General features: G+C 72.5%; 19 protein-coding genes. 9 read left to right on the plus strand and 10 right to left on the minus strand.

Going from position 1 to position 19998, the window contains the following annotated elements; all coding sequences use genetic code 11:
- Positions 1 to 11 precede the first annotated feature (11 nt).
- The 3 genes from KO353_RS08295 to KO353_RS08305 are packed head-to-tail and all read right to left on the minus strand — an operon-like array spanning position 12 to position 1821.
- Positions 12 to 344, minus strand: coding sequence for a DMT family transporter (locus KO353_RS08295; RefSeq protein WP_218284211.1), 333 nt, complete (start codon positions 342 to 344; stop codon positions 12 to 14).
- An 11-nt stretch (positions 345 to 355) separates the two neighbouring features.
- Positions 356 to 1303, minus strand: coding sequence for a bifunctional riboflavin kinase/FAD synthetase (locus tag KO353_RS08300; RefSeq protein WP_218284212.1), 948 nt, complete (start codon positions 1301 to 1303; stop codon positions 356 to 358).
- A 44-nt stretch (positions 1304 to 1347) separates the two neighbouring features.
- Positions 1348 to 1821 carry a MaoC family dehydratase gene (locus tag KO353_RS08305; protein WP_218284213.1) on the minus strand — a complete coding sequence of 158 codons (474 nt, stop codon included), beginning with the start codon at positions 1819 to 1821 and terminating at the stop codon, positions 1348 to 1350.
- A 165-nt stretch (positions 1822 to 1986) separates the two neighbouring features.
- Here KO353_RS08305 and KO353_RS08310 point away from each other — a divergent pair, with 165 nt between their 5' ends.
- Entirely contained in the window at positions 1987 to 3123 is a 1137-nt protein-coding gene (locus KO353_RS08310; protein WP_218284214.1) for a M20 family metallopeptidase, read from the plus strand.
- A gap of 160 nt (positions 3124 to 3283) precedes the next feature.
- Here KO353_RS08310 and KO353_RS08315 read toward each other — a convergent pair whose 3' ends face one another.
- Both KO353_RS08315 and KO353_RS08320 read right to left on the minus strand, forming a co-directional pair.
- On the minus strand, positions 3284 to 3952 hold the full coding sequence (locus KO353_RS08315) for a GntR family transcriptional regulator (RefSeq protein ID WP_218284215.1): 669 nt from the start codon (positions 3950 to 3952) through the stop codon (positions 3284 to 3286).
- Positions 3953 to 3962: 10 nt separating this feature from the next.
- Positions 3963 to 5195: a pyridoxal-phosphate-dependent aminotransferase family protein gene (locus KO353_RS08320; protein ID WP_218284216.1), complete on the minus strand. Its 1233-nt coding sequence runs from the start codon at positions 5193 to 5195 to the stop codon at positions 3963 to 3965.
- A 78-nt stretch (positions 5196 to 5273) separates the two neighbouring features.
- On the opposite strand from KO353_RS08320, the gene KO353_RS08325 reads away from it, so the two are divergent.
- From KO353_RS08325 to KO353_RS08345, 5 genes are all read left to right on the plus strand, one after another.
- Positions 5274 to 8198 carry an FAD-binding and (Fe-S)-binding domain-containing protein gene (locus KO353_RS08325; protein ID WP_218284217.1) on the plus strand — a complete coding sequence of 975 codons (2925 nt, stop codon included), beginning with the start codon at positions 5274 to 5276 and terminating at the stop codon, positions 8196 to 8198.
- Positions 8199 to 8470: 272 nt separating this feature from the next.
- Entirely contained in the window at positions 8471 to 9985 is a 1515-nt protein-coding gene (locus tag KO353_RS08330; protein WP_218284218.1) for an ABC transporter substrate-binding protein, read from the plus strand.
- A 2-nt stretch (positions 9986 to 9987) separates the two neighbouring features.
- Positions 9988 to 10932: an ABC transporter permease gene (locus KO353_RS08335; RefSeq protein WP_218284219.1), complete on the plus strand. Its 945-nt coding sequence runs from the start codon at positions 9988 to 9990 to the stop codon at positions 10930 to 10932.
- A complete protein-coding gene (locus KO353_RS08340; RefSeq protein ID WP_218284220.1) occupies positions 10929 to 11699 on the plus strand; it encodes an ABC transporter permease in 771 nt (256 codons plus the stop codon). The genes KO353_RS08335 and KO353_RS08340 overlap by 4 nt, the downstream gene beginning before the upstream one ends.
- Positions 11696 to 13111 carry an ATP-binding cassette domain-containing protein gene (locus KO353_RS08345; RefSeq protein ID WP_218284221.1) on the plus strand — a complete coding sequence of 472 codons (1416 nt, stop codon included), beginning with the start codon at positions 11696 to 11698 and terminating at the stop codon, positions 13109 to 13111. Before KO353_RS08340 ends, KO353_RS08345 begins: the two co-directional genes overlap by 4 nt.
- Before the next feature lie 6 nt (positions 13112 to 13117).
- Here KO353_RS08345 and KO353_RS08350 read toward each other — a convergent pair whose 3' ends face one another.
- Both KO353_RS08350 and KO353_RS08355 read right to left on the minus strand, forming a co-directional pair.
- Entirely contained in the window at positions 13118 to 13459 is a 342-nt protein-coding gene (locus KO353_RS08350) for a hypothetical protein (protein WP_218284222.1), read from the minus strand.
- On the minus strand, positions 13459 to 14178 hold the full coding sequence (locus KO353_RS08355) for a cold shock domain-containing protein (protein WP_218284223.1): 720 nt from the start codon (positions 14176 to 14178) through the stop codon (positions 13459 to 13461). Before KO353_RS08355 ends, KO353_RS08350 begins: the two co-directional genes overlap by 1 nt.
- 133 nt (positions 14179 to 14311) lie before the next feature.
- Here KO353_RS08355 and KO353_RS08360 point away from each other — a divergent pair, with 133 nt between their 5' ends.
- The gene (locus KO353_RS08360; protein ID WP_218284224.1) at positions 14312 to 15547 is read left to right on the plus strand and encodes an O-antigen ligase family protein; all 1236 of its coding nucleotides are present in this window, start codon (positions 14312 to 14314) and stop codon (positions 15545 to 15547) included.
- 253 nt (positions 15548 to 15800) lie between these two features.
- Here KO353_RS08360 and KO353_RS08365 read toward each other — a convergent pair whose 3' ends face one another.
- Positions 15801 to 16133 (minus strand): TIGR02300 family protein, encoded by a 333-nt coding sequence (locus KO353_RS08365; protein WP_218284225.1) that lies wholly within the window; start codon positions 16131 to 16133, stop codon positions 15801 to 15803.
- Between the two features lie 150 nt (positions 16134 to 16283).
- Between KO353_RS08365 and aroA the strand changes: the two genes are divergently transcribed.
- Together aroA and cmk are read left to right on the plus strand one after the other, a co-directional pair.
- The gene (gene aroA, locus KO353_RS08370) at positions 16284 to 17627 is read left to right on the plus strand and encodes a 3-phosphoshikimate 1-carboxyvinyltransferase (RefSeq protein WP_218284226.1); all 1344 of its coding nucleotides are present in this window, start codon (positions 16284 to 16286) and stop codon (positions 17625 to 17627) included.
- Entirely contained in the window at positions 17624 to 18274 is a 651-nt protein-coding gene (gene cmk / locus KO353_RS08375) for a (d)CMP kinase (RefSeq protein ID WP_218284227.1), read from the plus strand. Before aroA ends, cmk begins: the two co-directional genes overlap by 4 nt.
- 200 nt (positions 18275 to 18474) lie before the next feature.
- Here the strand turns inward: cmk and KO353_RS08380 are convergent, their stop codons facing one another.
- Both KO353_RS08380 and KO353_RS08385 read right to left on the minus strand, forming a co-directional pair.
- Positions 18475 to 19377 (minus strand): MBL fold metallo-hydrolase, encoded by a 903-nt coding sequence (locus KO353_RS08380; protein WP_235691750.1) that lies wholly within the window; start codon positions 19375 to 19377, stop codon positions 18475 to 18477.
- Entirely contained in the window at positions 19374 to 19979 is a 606-nt protein-coding gene (locus KO353_RS08385; protein WP_218284228.1) for an ABC-type transport auxiliary lipoprotein family protein, read from the minus strand. Before KO353_RS08385 ends, KO353_RS08380 begins: the two co-directional genes overlap by 4 nt.
- Between the last annotated feature and the right edge of the window lie 19 nt (positions 19980 to 19998).

Genomic DNA, 19998 nt, shown 5'->3' on the forward strand with positions numbered 1-19998 from the left:
CCTGCCCTCGGTCACGAGAGGAGCTTGAGCGCGGCGACGCCGATCACGATCGTGGCGATCGCGCCGATCCGCGCGAGTGTCGCGGGTTCGTCGAACAGCATCATCCCGGCGATCGCGGTTCCCGCCGCACCGATTCCGACCCAGACCGCATAGGCCGTGCCGATCGGGAGATGCCGCGCGGCAAGGCCGAGCAGGATGACGGAGGCGGCCATGGCCGCGACCGTGAGCGCGGTCGTGCCTGGCCGGGCGAGCGACAGCCCCTGCGAGAGCTTGAGCCCCACCGCCCAGCCGATCTCGAGCAGGCCCGCGAGCACGAGCAGAAGCCATGACCACGCCTGCGCCATGGGCCGGGGCCTCAGACCGGGGCGAGCAGGGAACGCGCGGCGTCGCAATCGGCGCGCATCTGGGCCGCGAGCGCCTCGAGGCTCGCGAACTTCGCCTCCTCGCGCAGGAAGGCGGCGAAGGCGACGCGAAGCCTACGCCCGTAGAGGTCGCCCGCGAAGTCGAACAGGAACACCTCGAGCAGAGGCTCGGGAAGCGGGTTCACCGTGGGCCTCAGCCCCACGCTTGCCGCCCCGTCGAACCAGGTGACGCCGCCCGCCTCGTCCTCCACGCCTGCGCGCACGGCGTAGACGCCGAAGCGCGGCGCGAGATGCCTGCCCAAGGGGATGTTCGCGGTGGGGAAGCCGAGGGTCCGGCCGAGCGCTGCGCCGCGCTGCACCACGCCGCGTATTTCCCACGGGCGGCCGAGGATCGCGTTGGCGCGCGGCACGTCGCCTGCAGCGAGCGCCTCGCGCACGGCGGTCGAGGAGAGCGGCAGCCCGCCTTCGCCGACGGCCTTCTCGACCACCGTGACACCGAAGCCGAGCTCCGCCCCGAGCGCCTCAAGCAGGGCCGGCGTGCCGCCGCGGCGGTGGCCGAAATGGAAGTTCGGCCCGCAGGCCACGTGCCGAGCCCCGAGGCGCTGCACGAGGATGTCGCGCACGAACGCCTCCGCGGGGATTCGGCTGAAGGCGTGGTCGAACGGCACCGAGACGAGCACCTCGACGCCGAGGGCGGCGAGCGCATCCCGCTTCGCCTCGGCCAGGGTGAGGCGGAAGGGTGGGTCGTCCGGGCGGAACAGCTCGCGCGGGTGCGGCTCGAAGGTCAGCGCCGCGACCGGGGCGCCGAGGCGACGCGCGGCCTCGGCTGTGGCGGCGATCACCACCGCATGGCCGCGATGCACGCCGTCGAAATTGCCGAGCGCGACAGCGGCGCCGCGCCAGGGCGGCGGGATCTCGCCAAGGTCGGAGACGACATGCATCACGGGCGACGGTTAGGGCCGCCGCCGGCGGGGGTCAACGCGGTTCAGGCGGCCGCCGGCTTCGCCTCGGCGGTTCCGATCGCGCCGCGCGAAGGCACCATCACGAGCGCCTCGCCGTCGACCACCGTCCTTCCCGCGACGGTGCAGGTCGTCCGCAGCGTCGCCCGCTTCTTCTCGGCATCGAGCGAGAGGACGGTGCAGGTGGCGGTGACGGTGTCGCCGATCCGCACCGGGGCGCGGAAGGTGAGCGACTGGGCGAGATAGACCGATCCGGGCCCAGGCAGCTTGGTGCCGAGCACCGTAGAGATGAAGGCGGCCGACAGCATGCCGTGGGCGATCCGGCCCTTGAACATCGTCTTCTCGGCGTATTCGGCATCGAGATGCACCGGGTTCATGTCGCCCGACACGCCGGCGAACAGCACGATGTCGCTCTCCGTCACGGTGCGGGAGAACGAGGCGCTCATACCTTCGGCGAGATCCTCGAAATACATCAAGCCGTTGCCGACCACAGCGTTCATTGTGACTGCGCCCTTCCCCAAGCGCCCCTGCGGGCGCTGCTGCATCGCAGCATGCAGGACCCTAGCCGATGTCATGCGGCGTGGACAAGCGCCGACGCCGCACGCACCATCCGCCCTCCCGCATGCCGGAGTGTCGCAGGCACCGATGAACCGGGCGTTTCCAGGATGACCCTCGCCCTTCGCACCGACCCAGGGGCCTCGGAGCGGATCCTCGAGGGCTTGCGCGACTGGGTCGAGACCGAGAGCCCGACCGACGATGCCGGCGCGGTCAATCGCCTCATGGACAAGGCGGAGCGCGCCTTGCGCGCGGCAGGCGCCGCGGTGACGCGGATTCCCGGCCGCGACGGCTTTGGCGACCTGCTTCGCGCCCGGATCGGCCCCGCCGAAGGAGGGGGGATCCTGATCGCCGGCCATCTCGACACGGTCTGGCCGATCGGAACAATCGCGACGATGCCGTTCCGGATCGAGGGCGAGCGCGCCTTCGGCCCCGGCATCTACGACATGAAGGCCGGCTCCTTTCTCGCGCTCCATGCCGTGACCTCGCTTCTCGGGCAGAAGGTGGCGACCCCGCTGCCCGTGACGCTGCTTCTGACCCCCGACGAGGAGGTCGGCAGCCCGACCTCACGCGAGCTGATCGAGGACGAGGCGAGACGCTCGGCGTACGTTCTGATCCCCGAGCCGGCGGGGAAGGGCGGAGCGGTGGTGACGGCGCGCAAGGGGGTTGGCCGGTTCGAGCTTGAGGTGCGGGGCCGGGCGGCGCATTCCGGGGGGGCCTTCGAAGAGGGGCGGTCGGCAGTCGTGGAGCTCGCGCACCAGATTCTTGCGATCCACCGCATGGTCGACCCCGCGCGCGGGATCACGACCAATGTCGCGCCGATCCGCGGCGGCACGCGCCCGAACGTGATCGCCGATCGCGCCTTCTGCGAGATCGACCTGCGCGTGGCGAGCCTCGAGGACGGGGAGCGCATGGAGCGCGCGATCCTCGGCCTCCGCGCCGTGACGGAGGGCTGCACCGTGACGGTGCAGGGCGGCATGAACCGCCCTCCCTTCGCCGAGACTGAGGCCATCCGTGTCCTCTACGAGCGGGCCCGCGCGATCGCGGCCGAGCTCGGCTTCGAGCTGCCGCGCGAGCATCGCGGCGGCGGCTCCGACGGCAATTTCACCGCCGCGCTCGGCATCCCCACGCTCGACGGTCTCGGCTGCCCGGGCGGAGGCGCGCATGCCGACCACGAGCACATCCTCTGGCGCGACCTCGCCCCCCGCGCGGCGCTTCTGCTCGGCCTCATCGAGACGCTGAGCTAGCGGGCGGACCGGCGACCGGGCTCGCACCGGCCGACGTGCCGAGCGAAGCGATGCCATCGCCTGCGTTCGGCGCATGATGCACGCAACCATTGCAGGAGCGAGACGGCAAGCGTGTGCATCGCAGGAGGCGCGGCCGATGTCTCGCCGGCAGAACGCTTCCCTAGCGGCCCGCCCGCGCCACTGCCTCCCGAACCGCCGCGCGCTTCGAGGCAAGATGCTCGCGCAACGCCGCCCCGAGCGCCGCCCCGTCGCGCCGGGCGAGCGCCTCCATCATCGCCGCATGCTCGGCGACGCTGCGCTCCCAGCTCTGCTCCTCGACCTGCGCCACGAAGCGTATCCGCTTGAGCCGGAGCGACAGCGCGCGGTGCAGGGACGCAAGCGTGGGGTTGCCGGCAGCGCCGACGATCCGCTCGTGGATCGCCTCGTTGTGGGCGAGGAACGCGGCGCGGTTGCCGGCGCGGTGGGCGGCGAGCATCGCCCGGTGCAGCGCCTCGAGCTCTGCCCGCTCCGCCTCGCCCATGCGCTCGGCGGCGAGCTCTCCGGCGCAGCCCTCGAGAGCGGCGAGCACGGGGAACACCTCGTCCACCTCCTCCGGGGTCACGGGCGTCACCACCGCCCCCTTGTGCGGCTCGATCGCGACGAGGCCTTCGGCGGCAAGCGCGCGCAGCGCCTCGCGCAGCGGAATCCGGGAGATGCCGAGCCGTGCGGAGAGCTCGGCTTCGGTCAGCCGCGCGCCCGGAGCGAGCGTGCCGTCGCCGATCAGGCTCCGGAGCCGCTCGGCCGCCGCCTCGGCGAGGGTGCGGCGCTCGACGCGCTCCGCCCCGCTCATGCCGGTCGGCTCAGGACGGCGCGGTCGCCGCGAGGTAGCTCATCGCCGCCGCCACGCCGCCCTTCTGGTGCGGCACCTTGGCGAGCTCGAGCCCCATCTCGATCCCCCCAAGCGTGCCGACCAGCATCAGGTCGTTGAAGTCGCCGAGATGGCCGATTCGGAACACCCGATCGGCGAGACGGGAGAGGCCGTTGCCGAGGCTCATGTCGAAGGCGTCACGGATCCGCGCGCGCAATCCGTCGGCCGAGTGCCCATCGGGCATCAGCACGGCGGTGAGCGAGGAGGAGTAGTTCCTCGGCTCGCGGCAGAGCACCTCGAGGCCCCAGGCGCGCACGGCACGGCGCGTTGCCTCGGCGTGCCGGTCATGCCGGGCGAAGACGTTGGCGAGGCCCTCCTCGTGCAGCATCGCGATCGCCGCCTCGAGGCCGTAGAGAAGGTTGGTCGCAGGCGTGTAGGGGAAGTAGCCGGTCGCGTTCGGCCCGGAATGTTCCTCCCACGACCAGAAGCTGCGCGGCAGACGTGCCTTCGCGGTCGCCGCCATCGCCTTCTCCGACACGGCATTGAAGGAGAGGCCGGGCGGAAGCATCAGCCCCTTCTGCGAGCCGCCCACCGTGACGTCCACGCCCCATTCGTCGTGCCGGTAGTCGATCGAGGCGAGCGAGGAGATCGTGTCGACCATGAAGAGGGCCGGGTGGTGCGCGGCGTCGATCGCGCGCCGGATCGCGGGAATGTCGGTGGTGCAGCCCGTTGAGGTCTCGTTGTGGACGACGCACACGGCCTTGATGTCATGCGCGCGGTCCTCGGCGAGGATCGCTTCGATCTCGGCCGCTGCGGCATCGGCGCCAACGCGCCAGTCGGTGGCGATGAAGCGGGGCTTGAGCCCGAGACGCTCGGCGAGCCGCTTCCACAGAAGGGCGAAATGCCCGGTCTCGACCATCAGCACCTCGTCCTCCGGCGAGAGCGTGTTGACGAGTGCCGCCTCCCACGCGCCCGTTCCGGAAGCCGGGTAGATGAACACGTGCCCCTCGGTGCGGAAGATGGTCTTCATCCCCTCGATGCAGGCGCGGCCGAGCCGGGCGAAGGCGGGGCTGCGATGGTCCATGGTGGGCGCGTCCATGGCGCGGAGGATCCGGTCGGGAACGTTGGTCGGCCCCGGGATCTGCAGGAAATGCCGGCCTGCGATACGCCCCGGCGCATTGCTTCCCGCCTCGTGCCGAGCCCTCTGCGTTCCGTCCGGTGCCATCGCCGCCCTCCGTGCGCCGTGTTGCCTCGGGCATTCGTATACAATATGCTGAGCAGGGCGGCAACGGAGAGGCGGGCGATGGGAGTGACAGTCCGGCCGGGGCTCGAGCGGCGTCTCAGGGCGGCGCTGAAGGGGGAGGTGCGGTTCGACGCCGCCACACGCGGCCGCTACGCCACCGACGCCTCGCACTACCAGGTGATGCCGATCGGCGTCGTCACGCCCGCAGGGCCCGAGGACGTCGCCGAAGCGCTCCGGATCGCCCGCGAGGAGGGCGTCCCGGTGCTCGCCCGCGGCGGCGGCACCTCGCAGTGCGGCCAGACGGTGAACGAGGCGCTCGTTCTCGACTGCTCGCGCCACATGACACGAATCCTCTCGCTCGACCCGGACGCGCGGCGCGCCGTGGTCGAGCCGGGCCTTGTGCTCGACGAACTGAACCGCGCGCTCAAGCCCCATGGGCTCTGGTTCCCGGTCGATGTCTCGACCGCGAGCCGCGCCACGCTCGGCGGCATGGCCGGCAACAACTCCTGCGGCAGCCGCTCGTTGCGCTACGGCACCATGCGCGACAACACGGTGGGCCTCGAGGCCATCCTCGCCGACGGCACGGTGGCGCGCTTCGGCCCGGTCGATGCCGGGACCGACCGGCCGGTTCCGCCCGGCCTCGTCTCCGACCTGCTCGCCCTCGGCGCCCGCGAGGCCGAGGAGATTCTTGCCCGCTTCCCCCAAGTGCAGCGTCGCGTCGGCGGCTACAACCTCGATGCGCTTCTGCCCGCGAATCGGCCGCAGAATCTCGGCCACCTGCTTGTGGGGTCGGAAGGCACGCTCGCCTTCTTCACCGCGATCGAGCTTGCGCTGTCGCCGCTGCCGCCCGCGCGTCGCCGCCTCGGCGCCTGCCACTTCGGCAGTTTCCACGGGGCGATGGCCTCAGCGCAGCACATCGTCCGCCTTGGGCCGACCGCGGTCGAGCTCGTCGATTCCACGATGCTCGAGCTTGCCGCCTCGATCCCGCTGTTCCGCCCCACCCTCGAGGCCTTTCTCCGCGGTGCGCCGGAGGCGCTCCTGCTCGTCGAGTTCGCGGAAGAGGACGATGCCGAGAACGCCCGTCGCGTGGCCGCACTCGCCGACCTGATGCGCGACCTCGGCTTCTCCTGGGAGGGGACGGGCACACGCTTCGGCGGCGTGGTGGAGGTCACCGATGCGAAGCTCCAGGCTTCCATCACCGAGCTCCGCACCGCCGGCCTCAACATCATGATGAGCATGAAGGAGGAGCGCAAACCCGTCTCCTTCGTCGAGGACGCTGCCGTGCCGCTCGAGCACCTTGCCGACTACACCGCGCGTCTGACCGAGCTGTTCGAGAAGCACGGCACCAGGGGCACCTGGTATGCGCATGCGGGGTCGGGCTGCCTGCATGTGCGGCCTGTGCTGAACCTCAAGCTCGAGAAGGATCTCCGCGCGATGCGGGCGATCGCCGAAGAAGCCTTCGCGATGGTCCGCGCCTACAAGGGAAGCCACTCCGGCGAGCACGGTGACGGAATCGTGCGGTCCGAGTTCCACCGCATGATGTTCGGGGACCGGATCGTTTCCACCTTCGAGGCGGTGAAGGACCGCTTCGACCCCGCGGGCCTGTTCAACCCGGGCCGGATCGTCCGCCCGCCGCGGATGGATGACCGATCGCTCCTGCGCTATCACGACCGCTACGCCGCAAGCACTGTGGTGCCCCGGCTCGACTGGTCCGAGTTCGCAACAGAGGCGCGCCCCACGCCCGCGCTCCAGTTCCAGGGCGCGGTCGAGATGTGCAACAACAACGGCGCCTGCCGCGCGCTCGCGGGCGGGGTGATGTGCCCCTCCTACCGTGCGACGCGCGAGGAGCGCGACAGCACCCGCGGCCGCGCAAACACGCTGAGACTCGCGCTCTCGGGCCAGCTGGGCCCGGACGCCTTCACCTCCGAGGCGATGGCCGAGACGATGGCGCTCTGTGTCGGCTGCAAGGCCTGCAAGCGCGAGTGCCCCACCGGCGTCGACATGGCGCGGATGAAGATCGAGGTGCAGGCCGCCCGTGTGGCCGCCCGCGGGCTTTCGTTGCGGGAGCGGCTGATCGCCTTCCTCCCTCGCTACGCGCCTCTCGCCCGCCACGCCCGCGCTGCGATCGCCTGGCGCAACCGCACGCCCTGGCTTGCGCGGGCGATAGAGCGCGCCACGGGGTTCGCTGCGGAGCGTTCGCTCCCGGAATGGTCCACCGAGCCGTTCCGCGACGCGGAAGCCGCTGGCGGTGCCGGTGAGCGCGTCATCCTGTTCGCCGACACCTTCAACCGCTGGTTCGAACCCACAAACCTGCGCGGCGCGGTCGCCGTGCTGCGCGCCGCGGGTTTCGCCCCCGTCGCTGCGAGCGCCGGCGGCCGGCCGCTCTGCTGCGGCCGGACCTTCCTCGCCGCGGGCCTCGTTGACCGGGCGCGCGAGGAGGCGCGCCGCAGCCTTGAGGCCCTTCTGCCGGCGGTGCGCGCCGGCCTGCCCGTGATCGGGCTCGAGCCCTCCTGCCTTCTGACACTGAAGGACGAATGGCTCGCGCTTGGGCTTGGCGCGGCGGCGCGCGAGGTCGCCGAGGCTGCCATGTTGTTCGAGAGCTTCGTCGCGCGCCGGGGCGAGCGGTTCCGCGCGGTGTTCCGCCCGCGCGAGGCCGAGGCGCTCGTCCACGGGCACTGCCACGCGAAGGCGCATGGGGTGGCGCAGGACATCGTCGCCGCGCTTCGCCTCGTGCCGGGGCTCTCCGTCTCGATGGTCGAAAGCTCCTGCTGCGGCATGGCGGGAAGCTTCGGCCTGCAGGTCGAGACCGCCCCGGTGGCGCGCAAGATGGCGGAGCTCTCCTTGCTTCCGGCCGTGCGGCGGGCCGCGTCCGACGCGATCGTGGTGGCGAACGGAACCTCCTGCCGACACCAGATCGGCGAGCTGGCACCCCGCGAGGCGCTGAGCCCCGCCCGCGTGCTTGCCGCCGCGCTCGGGCCTCAGTAGCCGCGGGCGCGGTCCACCTCCGCCGGCCTCGGCGCGTGCCGCAGGCCGATCCGGGCGGTCCCGCCCCGAAGCGGCTCCCTGAGCGCGCGTCGCGCAGGGGATAGCGCCCCCTTCGCCACGGCGGCCGAGAGGCGGCTGCGCTCGGGTCCTGCCGCGCCGGGGCGCCTTGCGTGCGCTGTGGCCTGGGCGTGGGGGGCACCTCGACGACCCACACCAAGAACGCTATACAGTTACAAGTCTTGCGCTCCCACCACACCGCCCCGAAACACGCGATGCTCCGCCTCCTCGTCACCCTTCTCCTCGCCCTCGCCGCTCTCCCCGCCGCCATAGCGGAGGAGCGCACCCTCCGCGTCGTCTCGCCCTGGGAGATCACGAGCCTCGAGCCCTCCCGCGCGGGCTACGTCTTCACCCGCATGGAAGTGGCCGAGACGCTCACGGGAGCCGACGACGGCGGGCTCGCGACCCCTGCGCTCGCGGCCTCATGGACCGTCTCCGACGACGGTCTCGTCTGGCGCTTCCGCCTGCGCGAGGGCGCCCGCTTCCACGATGGCACGGCGGTGACGGCCGAGGCCGTGGTCGCGGCGCTCGAGCGGGCGCGTGCGGCTCCTGGCGTGCTCGGCAATGCGCCGATCGCCAGCTTCGCCGCTCTTCCCGGCACGGTTGAGATACGCCTCACCCGGCCCTTCGTCGCGCTTGCGGCCTTCCTCGCGCACTTCTCGACGCAGGTGCTCGCCCCCTCCGCCTACGACGCCGAGGGGCGGGTGCGCGCCGTGATCGGGTCCGGCCCCTACCGGGTGGTCACGGTCGAGCCGCCGCAGCGTCTCGAGGTGGCACGCGCCGAGACCTGGGAGGGGCCACCGCCCGCGATCGGCCGCGCGAGCCTGCTCGCCGCGGGCCGAGGCGAGACGCGCGCAGCGCTCGCCGAAAGCGGCCAAGCTGATCTCGTCTACACGCTCGATCCCGCAAGCCTCGAGCGGCTGAAGCGCAACCCGCGGATCACCGTGATCGCACGCCCCATCCCGCGCACCATCACGCTCAAGCTCAACGCCGCCGATCCCCGTCTCGCCGACCCGCGCGCCCGCGCCGCCCTCTCCGCCGCGATCGACCGGCAGGGGATCGCCCGCGCCATCCTGCGCGCCCCGGAGATGGCGGCGACCCAGCTCTTCCCCCCTACCCTTGCCGAGTGGCACGTGCCCGGCCTCGCCCCGCTCGCGCACGCACCCGAGCATGCCGAGGCGCTTCTTGCCGAGCTCGGCTGGCGCAAGGGCCCGGACGGGATCCTCGTGCGCGAGGGCCGCGCGTTCCGCCTCACACTCCGAACCTTCCCCGACCGGCCCGAGCTTCCGGTGATCGCCGCCGCGCTGCAAGACCAGTGGCGCCGCATTGGCGTCGCGCTCGAGGTCTCGATCGGCAATGCGAGCGAGATCCCGGCCGGACATCGCGACGGCACGCTTGAGGTGGGGCTCTTGGCGCGCAACTTCTCCCTCGTGCCCGACCCGATCGGGACGATGCTGCAGGATTTCAGCCCCGGTGGGGGGGACTGGGGAGCCATGGGCTGGTCAAGCGAGGCGATGGCGCGTGCGCTTGCCGCCCTCTCCGCCACCACCGACGCGGCCGAACGCGCCCGGCTGCGCGGCGAGATCGCCGCCATCCTGCAGGCCGAACTGCCCATCCTGCCGATCGCCTGGTACCAGCACACGCTTGCCGCCTCGAAACGACTTGCCGGCGTCACGCTTGATCCGCTCGAGCTGAGCTACCGAATCGCGGCGATGCGCTGGGCCGAGTAGCGGTGCGGCGCGTCGCCGCCGCCGCCGCCCGGCGCGGGGGGCAGGCGGTGCTCGTCGCTGTCACGGTCGGGGCTCTGTCGTTCCTGCTCGTCCACCTGCTGCCGGGGGACATCGCGCTGCGCATCGCCGCGGGCCGCTACGGCTACGATCTCGTCTCGGTCCAGGCGGCCGAGGCGGTGCGTGCCGAGCTCGGGCTCGACCGGCCGGTCCTGGTCCAGTTCGCCGAGTGGCTCTGGCGTCTCGGGCGGCTCGAGCTCGGCGTCTCTCTCGTGACCGGCGAGCGTGTCGCCGCCGAGATCGCGCGCCAGCTCGGCGCCACCCTCACCCTCTCCTTCGCCGCGCTCGCTCTCTCGATCCCGATCGGCCCGGCGCTCGGTGTGCTGATGGGCCTTCGCCCGGGCGGGGTGCTCGACCGGGCGGGACTTGCGGTCGCCTCGGCCCTCCGCGCCGTGCCCTCGTTCGTGCTTGGCGTTGCGCTGATCATCCTCGTTTCGGTCGAGCTCGGCGCGCTTCCCGCCGCCGGCCACGGCGAGGTGGAGAACATCGTTCTGCCGGCCGTGACGCTCGCGCTCAGCCTTGCCGCTGTTTCGAGCCGGGTGGCGCGCGAGGCGATGGCCGAGGTGCGCGCCGCACCGTTCTTCGCCTTCGCCGAGACGAAGGGGCTGACGCGACGGGCGGTGCTGTGGCGGCACGGGCTGCGCAACGCCGCCGTGCCCATCGTCGCCTTTCTCGGCGTGCAGCTTGTCTCGCTGGTGGAGGGCGTGGTGGTGGTCGAGAGCCTGTTCGCCTGGCCCGGGATCGGACACGCGCTTGTGCACGCGGTGATCGCGCGTGACGTGCCGATGGTTCAGGGAACCGCGCTCGTGCTCGGGCTGATTTTCGTGCTTCTCAACGCCGCCGTCGATCTCGCCTGCCTTGCTCTCGACCCGCGCGCGGGGCGGCGATGAGCCGCGCGCTCGGGCTCGTGCTCCTCGGCGCGGTGACTCTGTTCGGCCTCGCGGGCCCGGTCGTCATCGCCGCCGACCCGGCGGCGCAGGACCTCTCTGCCATCCTGCATCCTCCCTCGCCGCAGCACCCGCTCGGCACCGACCATCTCGGGCGCGACCTTGCGGCGCGGCTTGCCCATGGGACGCGCCTTTCTCTCGGCCTTGCCATCCTCTCCGTGCTGTCCGCCGCCGTGCCTGGAGTTCTGCTCGGCCTCGCAGCCGCCGCTTCCGGCGGCCTGGTCGATCGGGCGCTGGCATCGCTCGCCGATGCGACCATGGCACTGCCGGGATTGCTGCTCGTGCTGCTTGTTGCCGGCCTCGCCCCGGGGAAGGTGTGGCCGCTCTGGCTCGGCCTTTCGGCGGCGCTGTGGGTCCAGTATTTCCGGCTGACCCGCGCCACCGCGGCCGTGCTGCTCGCCTCGCCCGAGGTCGAGGCCTCTCGCCTGCTCGGCTTCGGGCCGGCCTATATCCTGAGACGCCATCTCTGGCCGCGTCTGGCTCCGCCGCTCGCCGCGCTCGCCGCCTTCGGCGTCGCGGGCGCGGTGATGGCGATCGGCGCCCTCGGCTTCATCGGCATCGGGCTGAGGCCGCCGATGGCGGAGTGGGGGCTGATGATGACCGAGCTCCTTCCCCACTACCACGACGCGCCTTGGGCGCTCGCCTGGCCTTCGGCGCTTCTGTTCCTCACCGTGCTCGGCCTGCAGCTGCTTGCCGGGGCGAGGCGATGAGCGGCCTCGTCGTGACCGATCTCGCCGTGATCGCGCGTGACGGTGCACGGCCGGTGGATGGCGTTTCCTTCTCGCTCCGGCCGGGCGTGCCGCTCACCCTGCTCGGCGAAACGGGCTCGGGCAAGACACTGGTCGCGCAGGCGGTGATGGGAACGCTCGCTCCCGACCTCCGCGCCACGGGAAGCATCCGGTTCGAGGGGCGCGAGCTGATCGGGCTGGCCGGGCGGGAGAGGCGCGCTTTCTGGGGCAGGCGTATCGCGCTTCTGCCGCAGGAGCCGTGGCTTGCGCTTGACCCGACGATGCGCGCCGCGCGGCAAGTCAAGGAGGTGTTCGCGCTCGTGCGCGGGCTCGGCCAGAGGGAAGCGGCTGAGCGCACCCGCGCGGCTCTGCGCGCGGTCGGGCTCGAGGGGGCAGAGCGCGCCTTCCCGTTCCAGCTCTCGGGCGGGATGGCGCAGCGCCTTGCCTTCGCCGCCACCGCGGCGTCGGAGGCCGCCCTGTTGATTGCCGACGAGCCGACCAAGGGGCTCGACGCTGCGCTGCGCGACGGCGTCGCGCTGCTGCTCGGCGCCGTCGCAGCCTCCCGGCGCATGCTTCTCACGATCACCCACGACGTTTCGGTCGCGCGACGCCTTGGCGGGGAGGTTGCCATCATGCTCGAGGGGCGGATCGTCGAGCATGGCCCTGCCGAGGCGGTGCTCGCCGCCCCGCGCCACGACTATGCGCGACGCCTCGTCGCCGCTGAGCCGGCCGCCTGGCCCAAGCGCCGCCACCCGCCGCCCGGTCCCGTCGTGCTCGCGGGTCGCCGCCTCGCCAAGCGCTACGGCCCGCGCACGCTGTTTGCGAATCTCAGCCTTGCTGTGCATGCGGGCGAGACGGTGGCGGTCACGGGCCCTTCCGGATCGGGCAAGACGACGCTCGGCAATGTTCTTCTTGGGCTTGTCCATGCCGATGCCGGAACGCTGAGCCGCGCCCCAGGTGTGGCGCGTGTGCGCTTCCAGAAACTCTGGCAGGACCCGCCCGCCGCCTTCGCGCGCGGGGTTCCGCTCGGGCGTCTGATCGAGGATCTCGCCCGTCGCCACGGCATCGCCCGGGCGCCGATCGAGGCGTTGCTCGCGCGGCTTCGGCTTTCGCCCGGCCTGCTCGGGCGCAGTGCCGAGGCGATCTCGGGCGGGGAGCTGCAACGTTTCGCTCTCGCCCGTGCTCTCCTGCTCGACCCGGTCTTCCTGTTCGCCGACGAGCCGACCAGCCGGCTCGACCCGATCACCCAACAGGAGACGATCGCACTGCTTGCCGACACCGCGGCCGAACGGGGCCTTGCGCTTCTGCTCGTGACGCATGATGCCGACATCGCCGCGCGGGTGGCGGCAAGGCGGCTCGATGTCGCCGCGGGCGAGGTTCGGATGGTGGCGTGAGTGGGCTCAGAGGCGGCGCCGCGCCGCCGCGGCGGGGCCGACCACCGCTGCCAGCACCGGTGTCTGCGTCGCCGGCGCGCTTCCTCGCCGTGGCCTCGACGGTGTGGCGCCGAGGCCCATCACGGCCGCTCCCATCGCGGCGCTGCCGAAGGTCACCGAGACGCCGAGGGTCAGAAGCGCGAGCGCGACCGCCCCGTCCGCCCCGCGCAGCATCAGGCCCCTCAGCCCAGCGATGTCGAGCGCGAGGATGGCGGCGACGAAGAGCCAGCCGACACAGACGCCGATCGCTGCGTGGCCTGCCAGGAACCGAATGTGGGGCGGCACGGAGCGGAACCGTTCGGCGCGCATCAGAGCATCTCCACCGAGAGCGCCTGGCGGCTCTTCGGCCCGGTCACGACGGTGGCCTTCACGCGTCGGCCAGGGGTGAGGCTCTCGGGCGTCAGCGCCCCGAGCGCGCGCATCGGCACGAACACATCGCCCGCTCCCGTCTCCGGCGTGATGAAGCCGAACCCCTTGCGCATGTCGAAGAACTTGATGGTGCCGGTGACGAGCTCGGTCGGCCCGTCCGGCGTGCGCGGCCCGCCGCCGAACTCGCGCCGCTGCGGCCGGTCCCCGGGGCTGGAGGAGAAGTCCCGCCGCGGGGGCCGGTCCCCGAAGTCGCGCCTCGGGGGCCTCTCGCCGTAGCCGCCTGCGAACTCGCGCCGCGGCGGCCGGTCGCCGAAGTCGCGCCTCGGGGGCCTCTCCCCGAAGCCGCCTGCGAACTCGCGCCGTGGCGGGCGGTCGCCGCTGTCGCGCCGCGGCGGCCGGTCGCCGCCTTCCGGCACGGGGGCGGCGCCGTGCTTCACCTCGATGATCCGAGTCACCTGGCGCCCGCGCGGAACGTCGCCGATCTCGCACACCAGCACATCGCCCTGGTCGACCGCGGTCTTCCCGATCGCGGTGAGCGAACTGACGTGAAAAAAGACGTCCTTGCCGTCCGCCAACGTCACGAACCCGAAGCCCTTCGCGCGATTGAAGAACTTCACCGGCGCCTCGATCGGGGCGCCAACCTCGCCATCATCGTTCAAGGGAATACCCGTATCTGCCCTGCCCGCACTCCCCCAAGCACGGCATGATAGCGGGCGAAAATCAAGCCTCACAGCCTCCGACGCGGACCGCGGGCGCTGGTGCCCAGCCGGGCAGCGGGATAAGCAGCGTGACGTGACCCTGCCTTCGCGCCTGATCGCTGCCCTCATCCTGCTCGCACCGCCGGTCGCGCTGATCCAGAACCGCGGCCTCGTGCCCCTCGCCGCACTCGGCACGGTGGCGGTGCTCGCTGCGCTTCGCCCAAGGCTGCGGGCCCTTGTCGCCGCCCTGGCTTCCCCGCCCGTGCTCGCCGCGCTCGCGCTCGCGCTCTGGGGTGTTCTGTCCGGGACTTGGGCCATGGCGCCGGAGGCTGCGCTCGCAGCCGGCCTGAGGCTCGCCGGCCTAGTCGTGATCCTCGCGGCGCTGGTGGCCGTGGCGTCGCGGCTCGATCGGGCCGGCGAACGCCTGGTCCTTCACGCCATCCTGGTCGCGTCGCTGCTCTGCGCGGCCCTCGTCGCGGTCGAGACGCTCGCCGCCGCGCCTCTCAACAACGCGCTCCGCCTCTTCCCAGACCCGCCCAGAGGGCCGAATGCCGCGAAGCCGGCGGCGACCCTGCTCGCGGTGTTTGCGGGCCCTGCCGTGCTTGCGGCAGCGCTGCGAGCGGGCGCTTACGGCGCCCTCGCGGCGGCCGTGGCGCTCGGCGCGAGTGTTGCCCTGAGCACGAGCGAGGCGGCGCGCCTTGCACTCGCCGCCGCTGCCGTGGCGGCGATCGTTGCGCTCGCGTTCCCCCTGCTCGCACGCCGCGCCCTGCCCGTTGCGCTCGCGGCCATCGTGCTCGCCGGCCCGCCGCTCCTCGAACACGTGGCTGGCGCAGCCACGCGCGCGGGACTGCTTCCGTTCTCCGCCGTGCACCGGACGCTGATCTGGGATTATGTCTCAGAGCGCGCCGCCGAACGTCCCCTCCTCGGCTTCGGCATGGACTCCGCCCGCTCCCTCCCCGGCGGCCGCGACCGTGTCGAGGCGGAACGGCTCGACCGCTTCCGCGTCACCGGGACGATCCGCGCCATCTTCGATCGGGCGCCTGACGGCTCGATCGAGCGCATCCCGCTGCACGCGCATTCGATGCCGCTTCAGGTTCGGCTCGAACTCGGGTGGGTCGGGCTTGGGCTGTTCGCCCTGTTCGCATGTCTTGCTGGCCGTGCCGCGGCCGCCGTGCCCGGGCGCGCGCCGTTCGCCGCCGCCGTCGCGGTGGCTGCGGCCACGTCCGTCGTGTCGCTCCTGAGCTACGGCGTGTGGCAGCACTGGTGGTGGGTGACGGTGGCGGTCGCGTCGCTGCCGCTCGCTGCGCTCCGCGCGAGGGAGGAGCGCTGAGCCGGCCGAGCGTGCCCCGAGCCCGTTCCTGCGCAGGGTGTCGGTCGGGGGACGCCTGCCGGGGCGGCTGCACCGGTCGGACCGGAGCGTCCGTCCCCACCGCCCGCGCGGGGCCTTCCGTCGGCGGCCTTGCAGGCTCACACGCTCATGGCCGAAGCCCGGAGGAGGCCGGAAGGGCGGACCGGCTCAGCGCCTGCAGGGGATCGCGGTTCGCCGACGCGAAGCCTCGCGCACCCACGCGCCGAGCGGCCGCTCAGCGGTCCTCGTCGTTCTCGTTCGGCTCGACCTCGATGTCGGCGGCGAGCTCGTCCGGGCTGTCCTCGAGCTCGTCGGCATCCTCGAGCACGGCATCGTCCTCCGCCTCGTCGGCCACCACCTCGAGTTCGACATCCTCCGGCACCGGCGCCGCCGCCGGACGCTTGGCGCGCGCATCCGCCGGCACTGCTGCCGCCCGGCGGGCGCGCGGCAGTTCCGCCGGCTGCTCGGTGCCGCACTTGGGGCAGACAGCGGGCGACCGCATCAAATCATAGAACTTGGCGTTGCATGCGACGCAGACGCGCTTGAGACCGAGCTCCGGCTTGGCCATCGCGACACTCCTCGTGGGCAGTGGACCTGCCCGCGCCCTGACCGGCCCGGCGCGATGCCACATGGGCCGGAGCGTGTCAAATGCCGATCCGCCCGGCCCGGCCTCCCGCTCCCCCTGCCCAGAGGGGGCGAGCTGTGCTTAATGCGCGCCATGCACCAGCACGCCAGCCTGCCCATGATCGCGCGCCAGCCCTCGGGCCCCCTCTCGGGATCGGTGCGCGTGCCCGGCGACAAGTCGATCAGCCACCGCGCGCTGATGCTCGGCGCGCTCGCGGTCGGCGAAACCCGGATCGAGGGCCTGCTCGAGGGCGAGGACGTGCTCCGCACGGCAGCGGCGATGCGCGCCCTTGGCGCGACCGTGACGCGGGAGGAGGGTGGCACCTACACCGTGCACGGCCGCGGCATCGGCGGCCTCGTCGAGCCCGCGGACGTGCTCGACATGGGCAACAGCGGCACGGCCGCGCGCCTGCTTGCCGGCATCCTCGCCGGCCACCCTCTGTTCGCGGTGCTGACGGGCGACGCCTCCCTGCGCCGCCGCCCGATGAAGCGGGTGATCGACCCGCTCTCGGCGCTCGGCGCCGCGTTCTGGTCGCGCGAGGGGGGGCGCCTGCCGCTCGCGATCCGCGGTGCCGCCACCCCGCTTCCGGCCGACTACACCGTGCCGGTGGCCTCGGCGCAGGTGAAGTCGGCCGTGCTGCTCGCCGGCCTCTGCGCCCCCGGCGTCTCCCGCGTTGTCGAGCCCACACCGACTCGCGACCATACCGAACGGATGCTGCGCGGCTTCGGCGCCACCGTGGTGGTGAACACCACCGGCGAGGGCGGGCGCGAGATCCTGCTCACCGGCCAGCCCGAACTCACCGGCCGGCCCGTTTCGGTTCCGGCTGATCCCTCCTCTGCCGCCTTCCCGGCCGTCGCCGCCCTGCTCGTGCCCGGCTCATCGGTCACGCTCGAGGGTGTGGGCCTAAACCCGCTGCGCGCCGGGCTCTACGACACGCTCGCCGAGATGGGGGCCGACATCGAGATCAGGAACCGGCGCGACGAGGCCGGCGAGACGGTGGCGGACCTTACCGTCTCCTCCTCCCCGCTCTCGGGCGTTGACGTCCCTCCCTCCCGCGCCGCCTCGATGATCGATGAGTTCCCGATCCTTGCTGTCGCCGCATCATGCGCCTCCGGAACGACCAGGATGCGCGGGCTTGCCGAGCTCCGCGTGAAGGAGAGCGACCGTCTCGCCGCGATCGCCTCGGGCCTTGCCGCCTGCGGCGCCCGCGTCTCGATCGAGGGTGATGATCTCGTCGTGCACGGCACCGGCGCGCCGCCCAAGGGCGGGGCGACCATCGCCACGCAGATGGACCATCGGATCGCGATGAGCTTCCTTGTGCTCGGCCAGGTGACGGAGGAGCCCGTCCGGGTGGACGACGGCCGTTTCATCGACACCTCCTTCCCGGGCTTCGCCGAGCTGATGCGCGGCCTCGGCGCCGCGATCGGCCCGGCATGACCGCGCCTCTCGTCATCGCGATCGACGGGCCGGCGGCGGCGGGGAAGGGAACGCTCGCGCGTCGGCTTGCCGCCGCCTTCGACCTGCCCCATCTCGACACCGGCCTGCTCTACCGTGCCGTCGGCCGGCGCGTGCTCGACCAGGGCGCCGATCCGCGCGATGCCATGGTGGCGGAGGCGGCAGCGCGCGCGCTGACGGAGGAGGATCTCGCCCGGCCCGACCTGCGCGGCCCGGTGGCCGACGCCGCGGCCTCGGCGGTGGCGGCGATCCCCGCCGTGCGCAACGCGCTCGTTTCGTTCCAGCGTCGTTTTGCTGCCGAAAAGGGAGCCGTGCTCGACGGCCGCGACATCGGCACCGTGATCTTCCCAGACGCGCCGGTGAAGCTGTTCGTCACCGCCTCGGCCGAGGAGCGGGCGCGCCGCCGCCTGCTCGAGCTTCGGGCGAAGGGGATCGCCGCCGACCCCGACCAGGTGCTCGCCGAGATCCGCGACCGCGACGCGCAGGACGAGAACCGGCCCGTCGCGCCGCTCCGACCCGCGCCGGACGCGGTGCTGATCGACACCACGGACCTCGACGCCGAGGCGGCCTTCGCCCGCGCCCACGCCGTCGTTGCCGAACGCCTCGCCGCCCTCGCCGGCCGGAGCTGACGGCGCGGCTGACGCGAGGAAGAGGGGCAGGCGATCGCGGATCGGAGGTCGCCGAGGCTGTCGAGCTCCTGGCGGCGTGCCGCGCGCATCGCGTGACCCTTGCTCGCGGGATCGGTGCTGAGGCCATGCGTAGGTCTGGGCGGGGAACCGTCTCCGCCCCTGCCCTGCCGCGCTGCGTCAGAAACGGTCGCGCGCGGGGCTCAGGCGCCGAAGGCCACCGTCGCCCCGGCGAAGGAGAGCGTGCGGGACGCGAGGTCGAAGGTCATCAGGTCCTCGCCAAGAACGAGCGGGCCGCCCCAGTGGGCGCGCACCTCGGCGACCAGAGCGTCCGGGTCGAACCGCGTCGGCACGAAATGGGTAAGCACGAGCAGGCCGACATCGGCCTCCGCCGCCACACGGCCGACCTCGGCCGAAAGCGTGTGGTAGGAGGCGACGCGGTCGATCGTCTCCTGCGGCCGGTGGTCAGGGTCAGGGCGCAGTTCGCGGCGAATGAACACCTCGTGCAGGAGGAGGTCGGCGCCGCGGGCGGCGGCGATCAGCGGCGGCCAGACGACCGTGTCGCCGGAGAGCACGAGCCGGAGATGATCCTGTTCGACGACGAAACCATAAGCTTCCGGGAACGGGTCGTGGTTCACCTTGACGGCGGTGACGGTGATGCCGCCGCCGCGGAAGCACTGGCCGTCGGCGAACTCCGTCACCGTCACCTCGAGCCCCGACTCGTTCGGGCGCTGCTCATGCGCGATCCGGAGGTCGAGCTCGGGCTTCCAGAGGGCCGCGGAGCGTTCGACGAAGCCGATCGTTCCGGGCGGGCCGAACAGCTTCCACGGCCTCGACCGCCCCTGGTGCCAGGACGAGACGAGGAGCTGGTGAAAATCGACCACATGGTCGCTGTGCAGGTGGGTGAGGAAGAGAGCGTCGATCGCCGCCCCATTCGTTCCGGCCTGAACGAGTCGCTGCGTCACGCCCGAGCCGCAGTCGAACAGGATCTGCCGGCCCGAGCCGCGCACAAGGGCGGCTGGACCCATGCGTGCGGGATCCACCTGCGGGCAGCCTGTGCCGAGCAGGGTGAGGCGCAGTCCCTGGCCTGGTGCCGCGGTGCTCATGCGACCCCCCGGAACGAGGCCTCGATCTCGGCAAAGATCGCCGCAAGCGCCTGGTTGAACCCGGCGACGATGGCGGCCGGAGCGAGCGAGGGAAGCGGCGCGCGGCGGTCATGCTGACGTTCGGCGAGAACGCGCGGCGGCGTTCGGTCGAGCCCGAGCGTGAGCGTCTGCATCTGTACTCGCGCGACGGGCGGGGTCTCCGCCGCATCGGCGAAGAGAGCGTTCAGCACCGGCTCGAGCGCGAGCGAGGGGGTCGCGCGCGTGCCCTGGTCGACTACGGCGGCGAACAGGCCGCTGTCGGCGAGCCACTGGCGGAGCTGGTCCTGAATGAGGGCAGGTGGGGCGGCGAAGAACTCGTTCCAGAAATCCGCCCGCTGCTGCCCGCCCGGCAGGCGCGTGACGATGCCGCGCAGCTCCGCCCCCGGGCCCGCCGCGACGGTGCGAAGCTGCAGCACGCGCCCGCGCGGATTGGGAGGGAGGCGCTGCGGCCGGCGCGCCTCGAGCACGAAGAAGGTTTTCTCCGGAAACGGCTGCGACAGCGGGTTGGCGCAGGCCGAGAGAAGCGCCGGCGCGGCGAGGAGGAGGGCGCGCCGCTCCCTCATCGTGTTCCTTGCGGCACGA

Origin of the sequence: Elioraea tepida (assembly GCF_019203965.1) — a bacterium.
Classification (GTDB): Bacteria; Pseudomonadota; Alphaproteobacteria; order Acetobacterales; family Acetobacteraceae; genus Elioraea_A; species Elioraea_A tepida.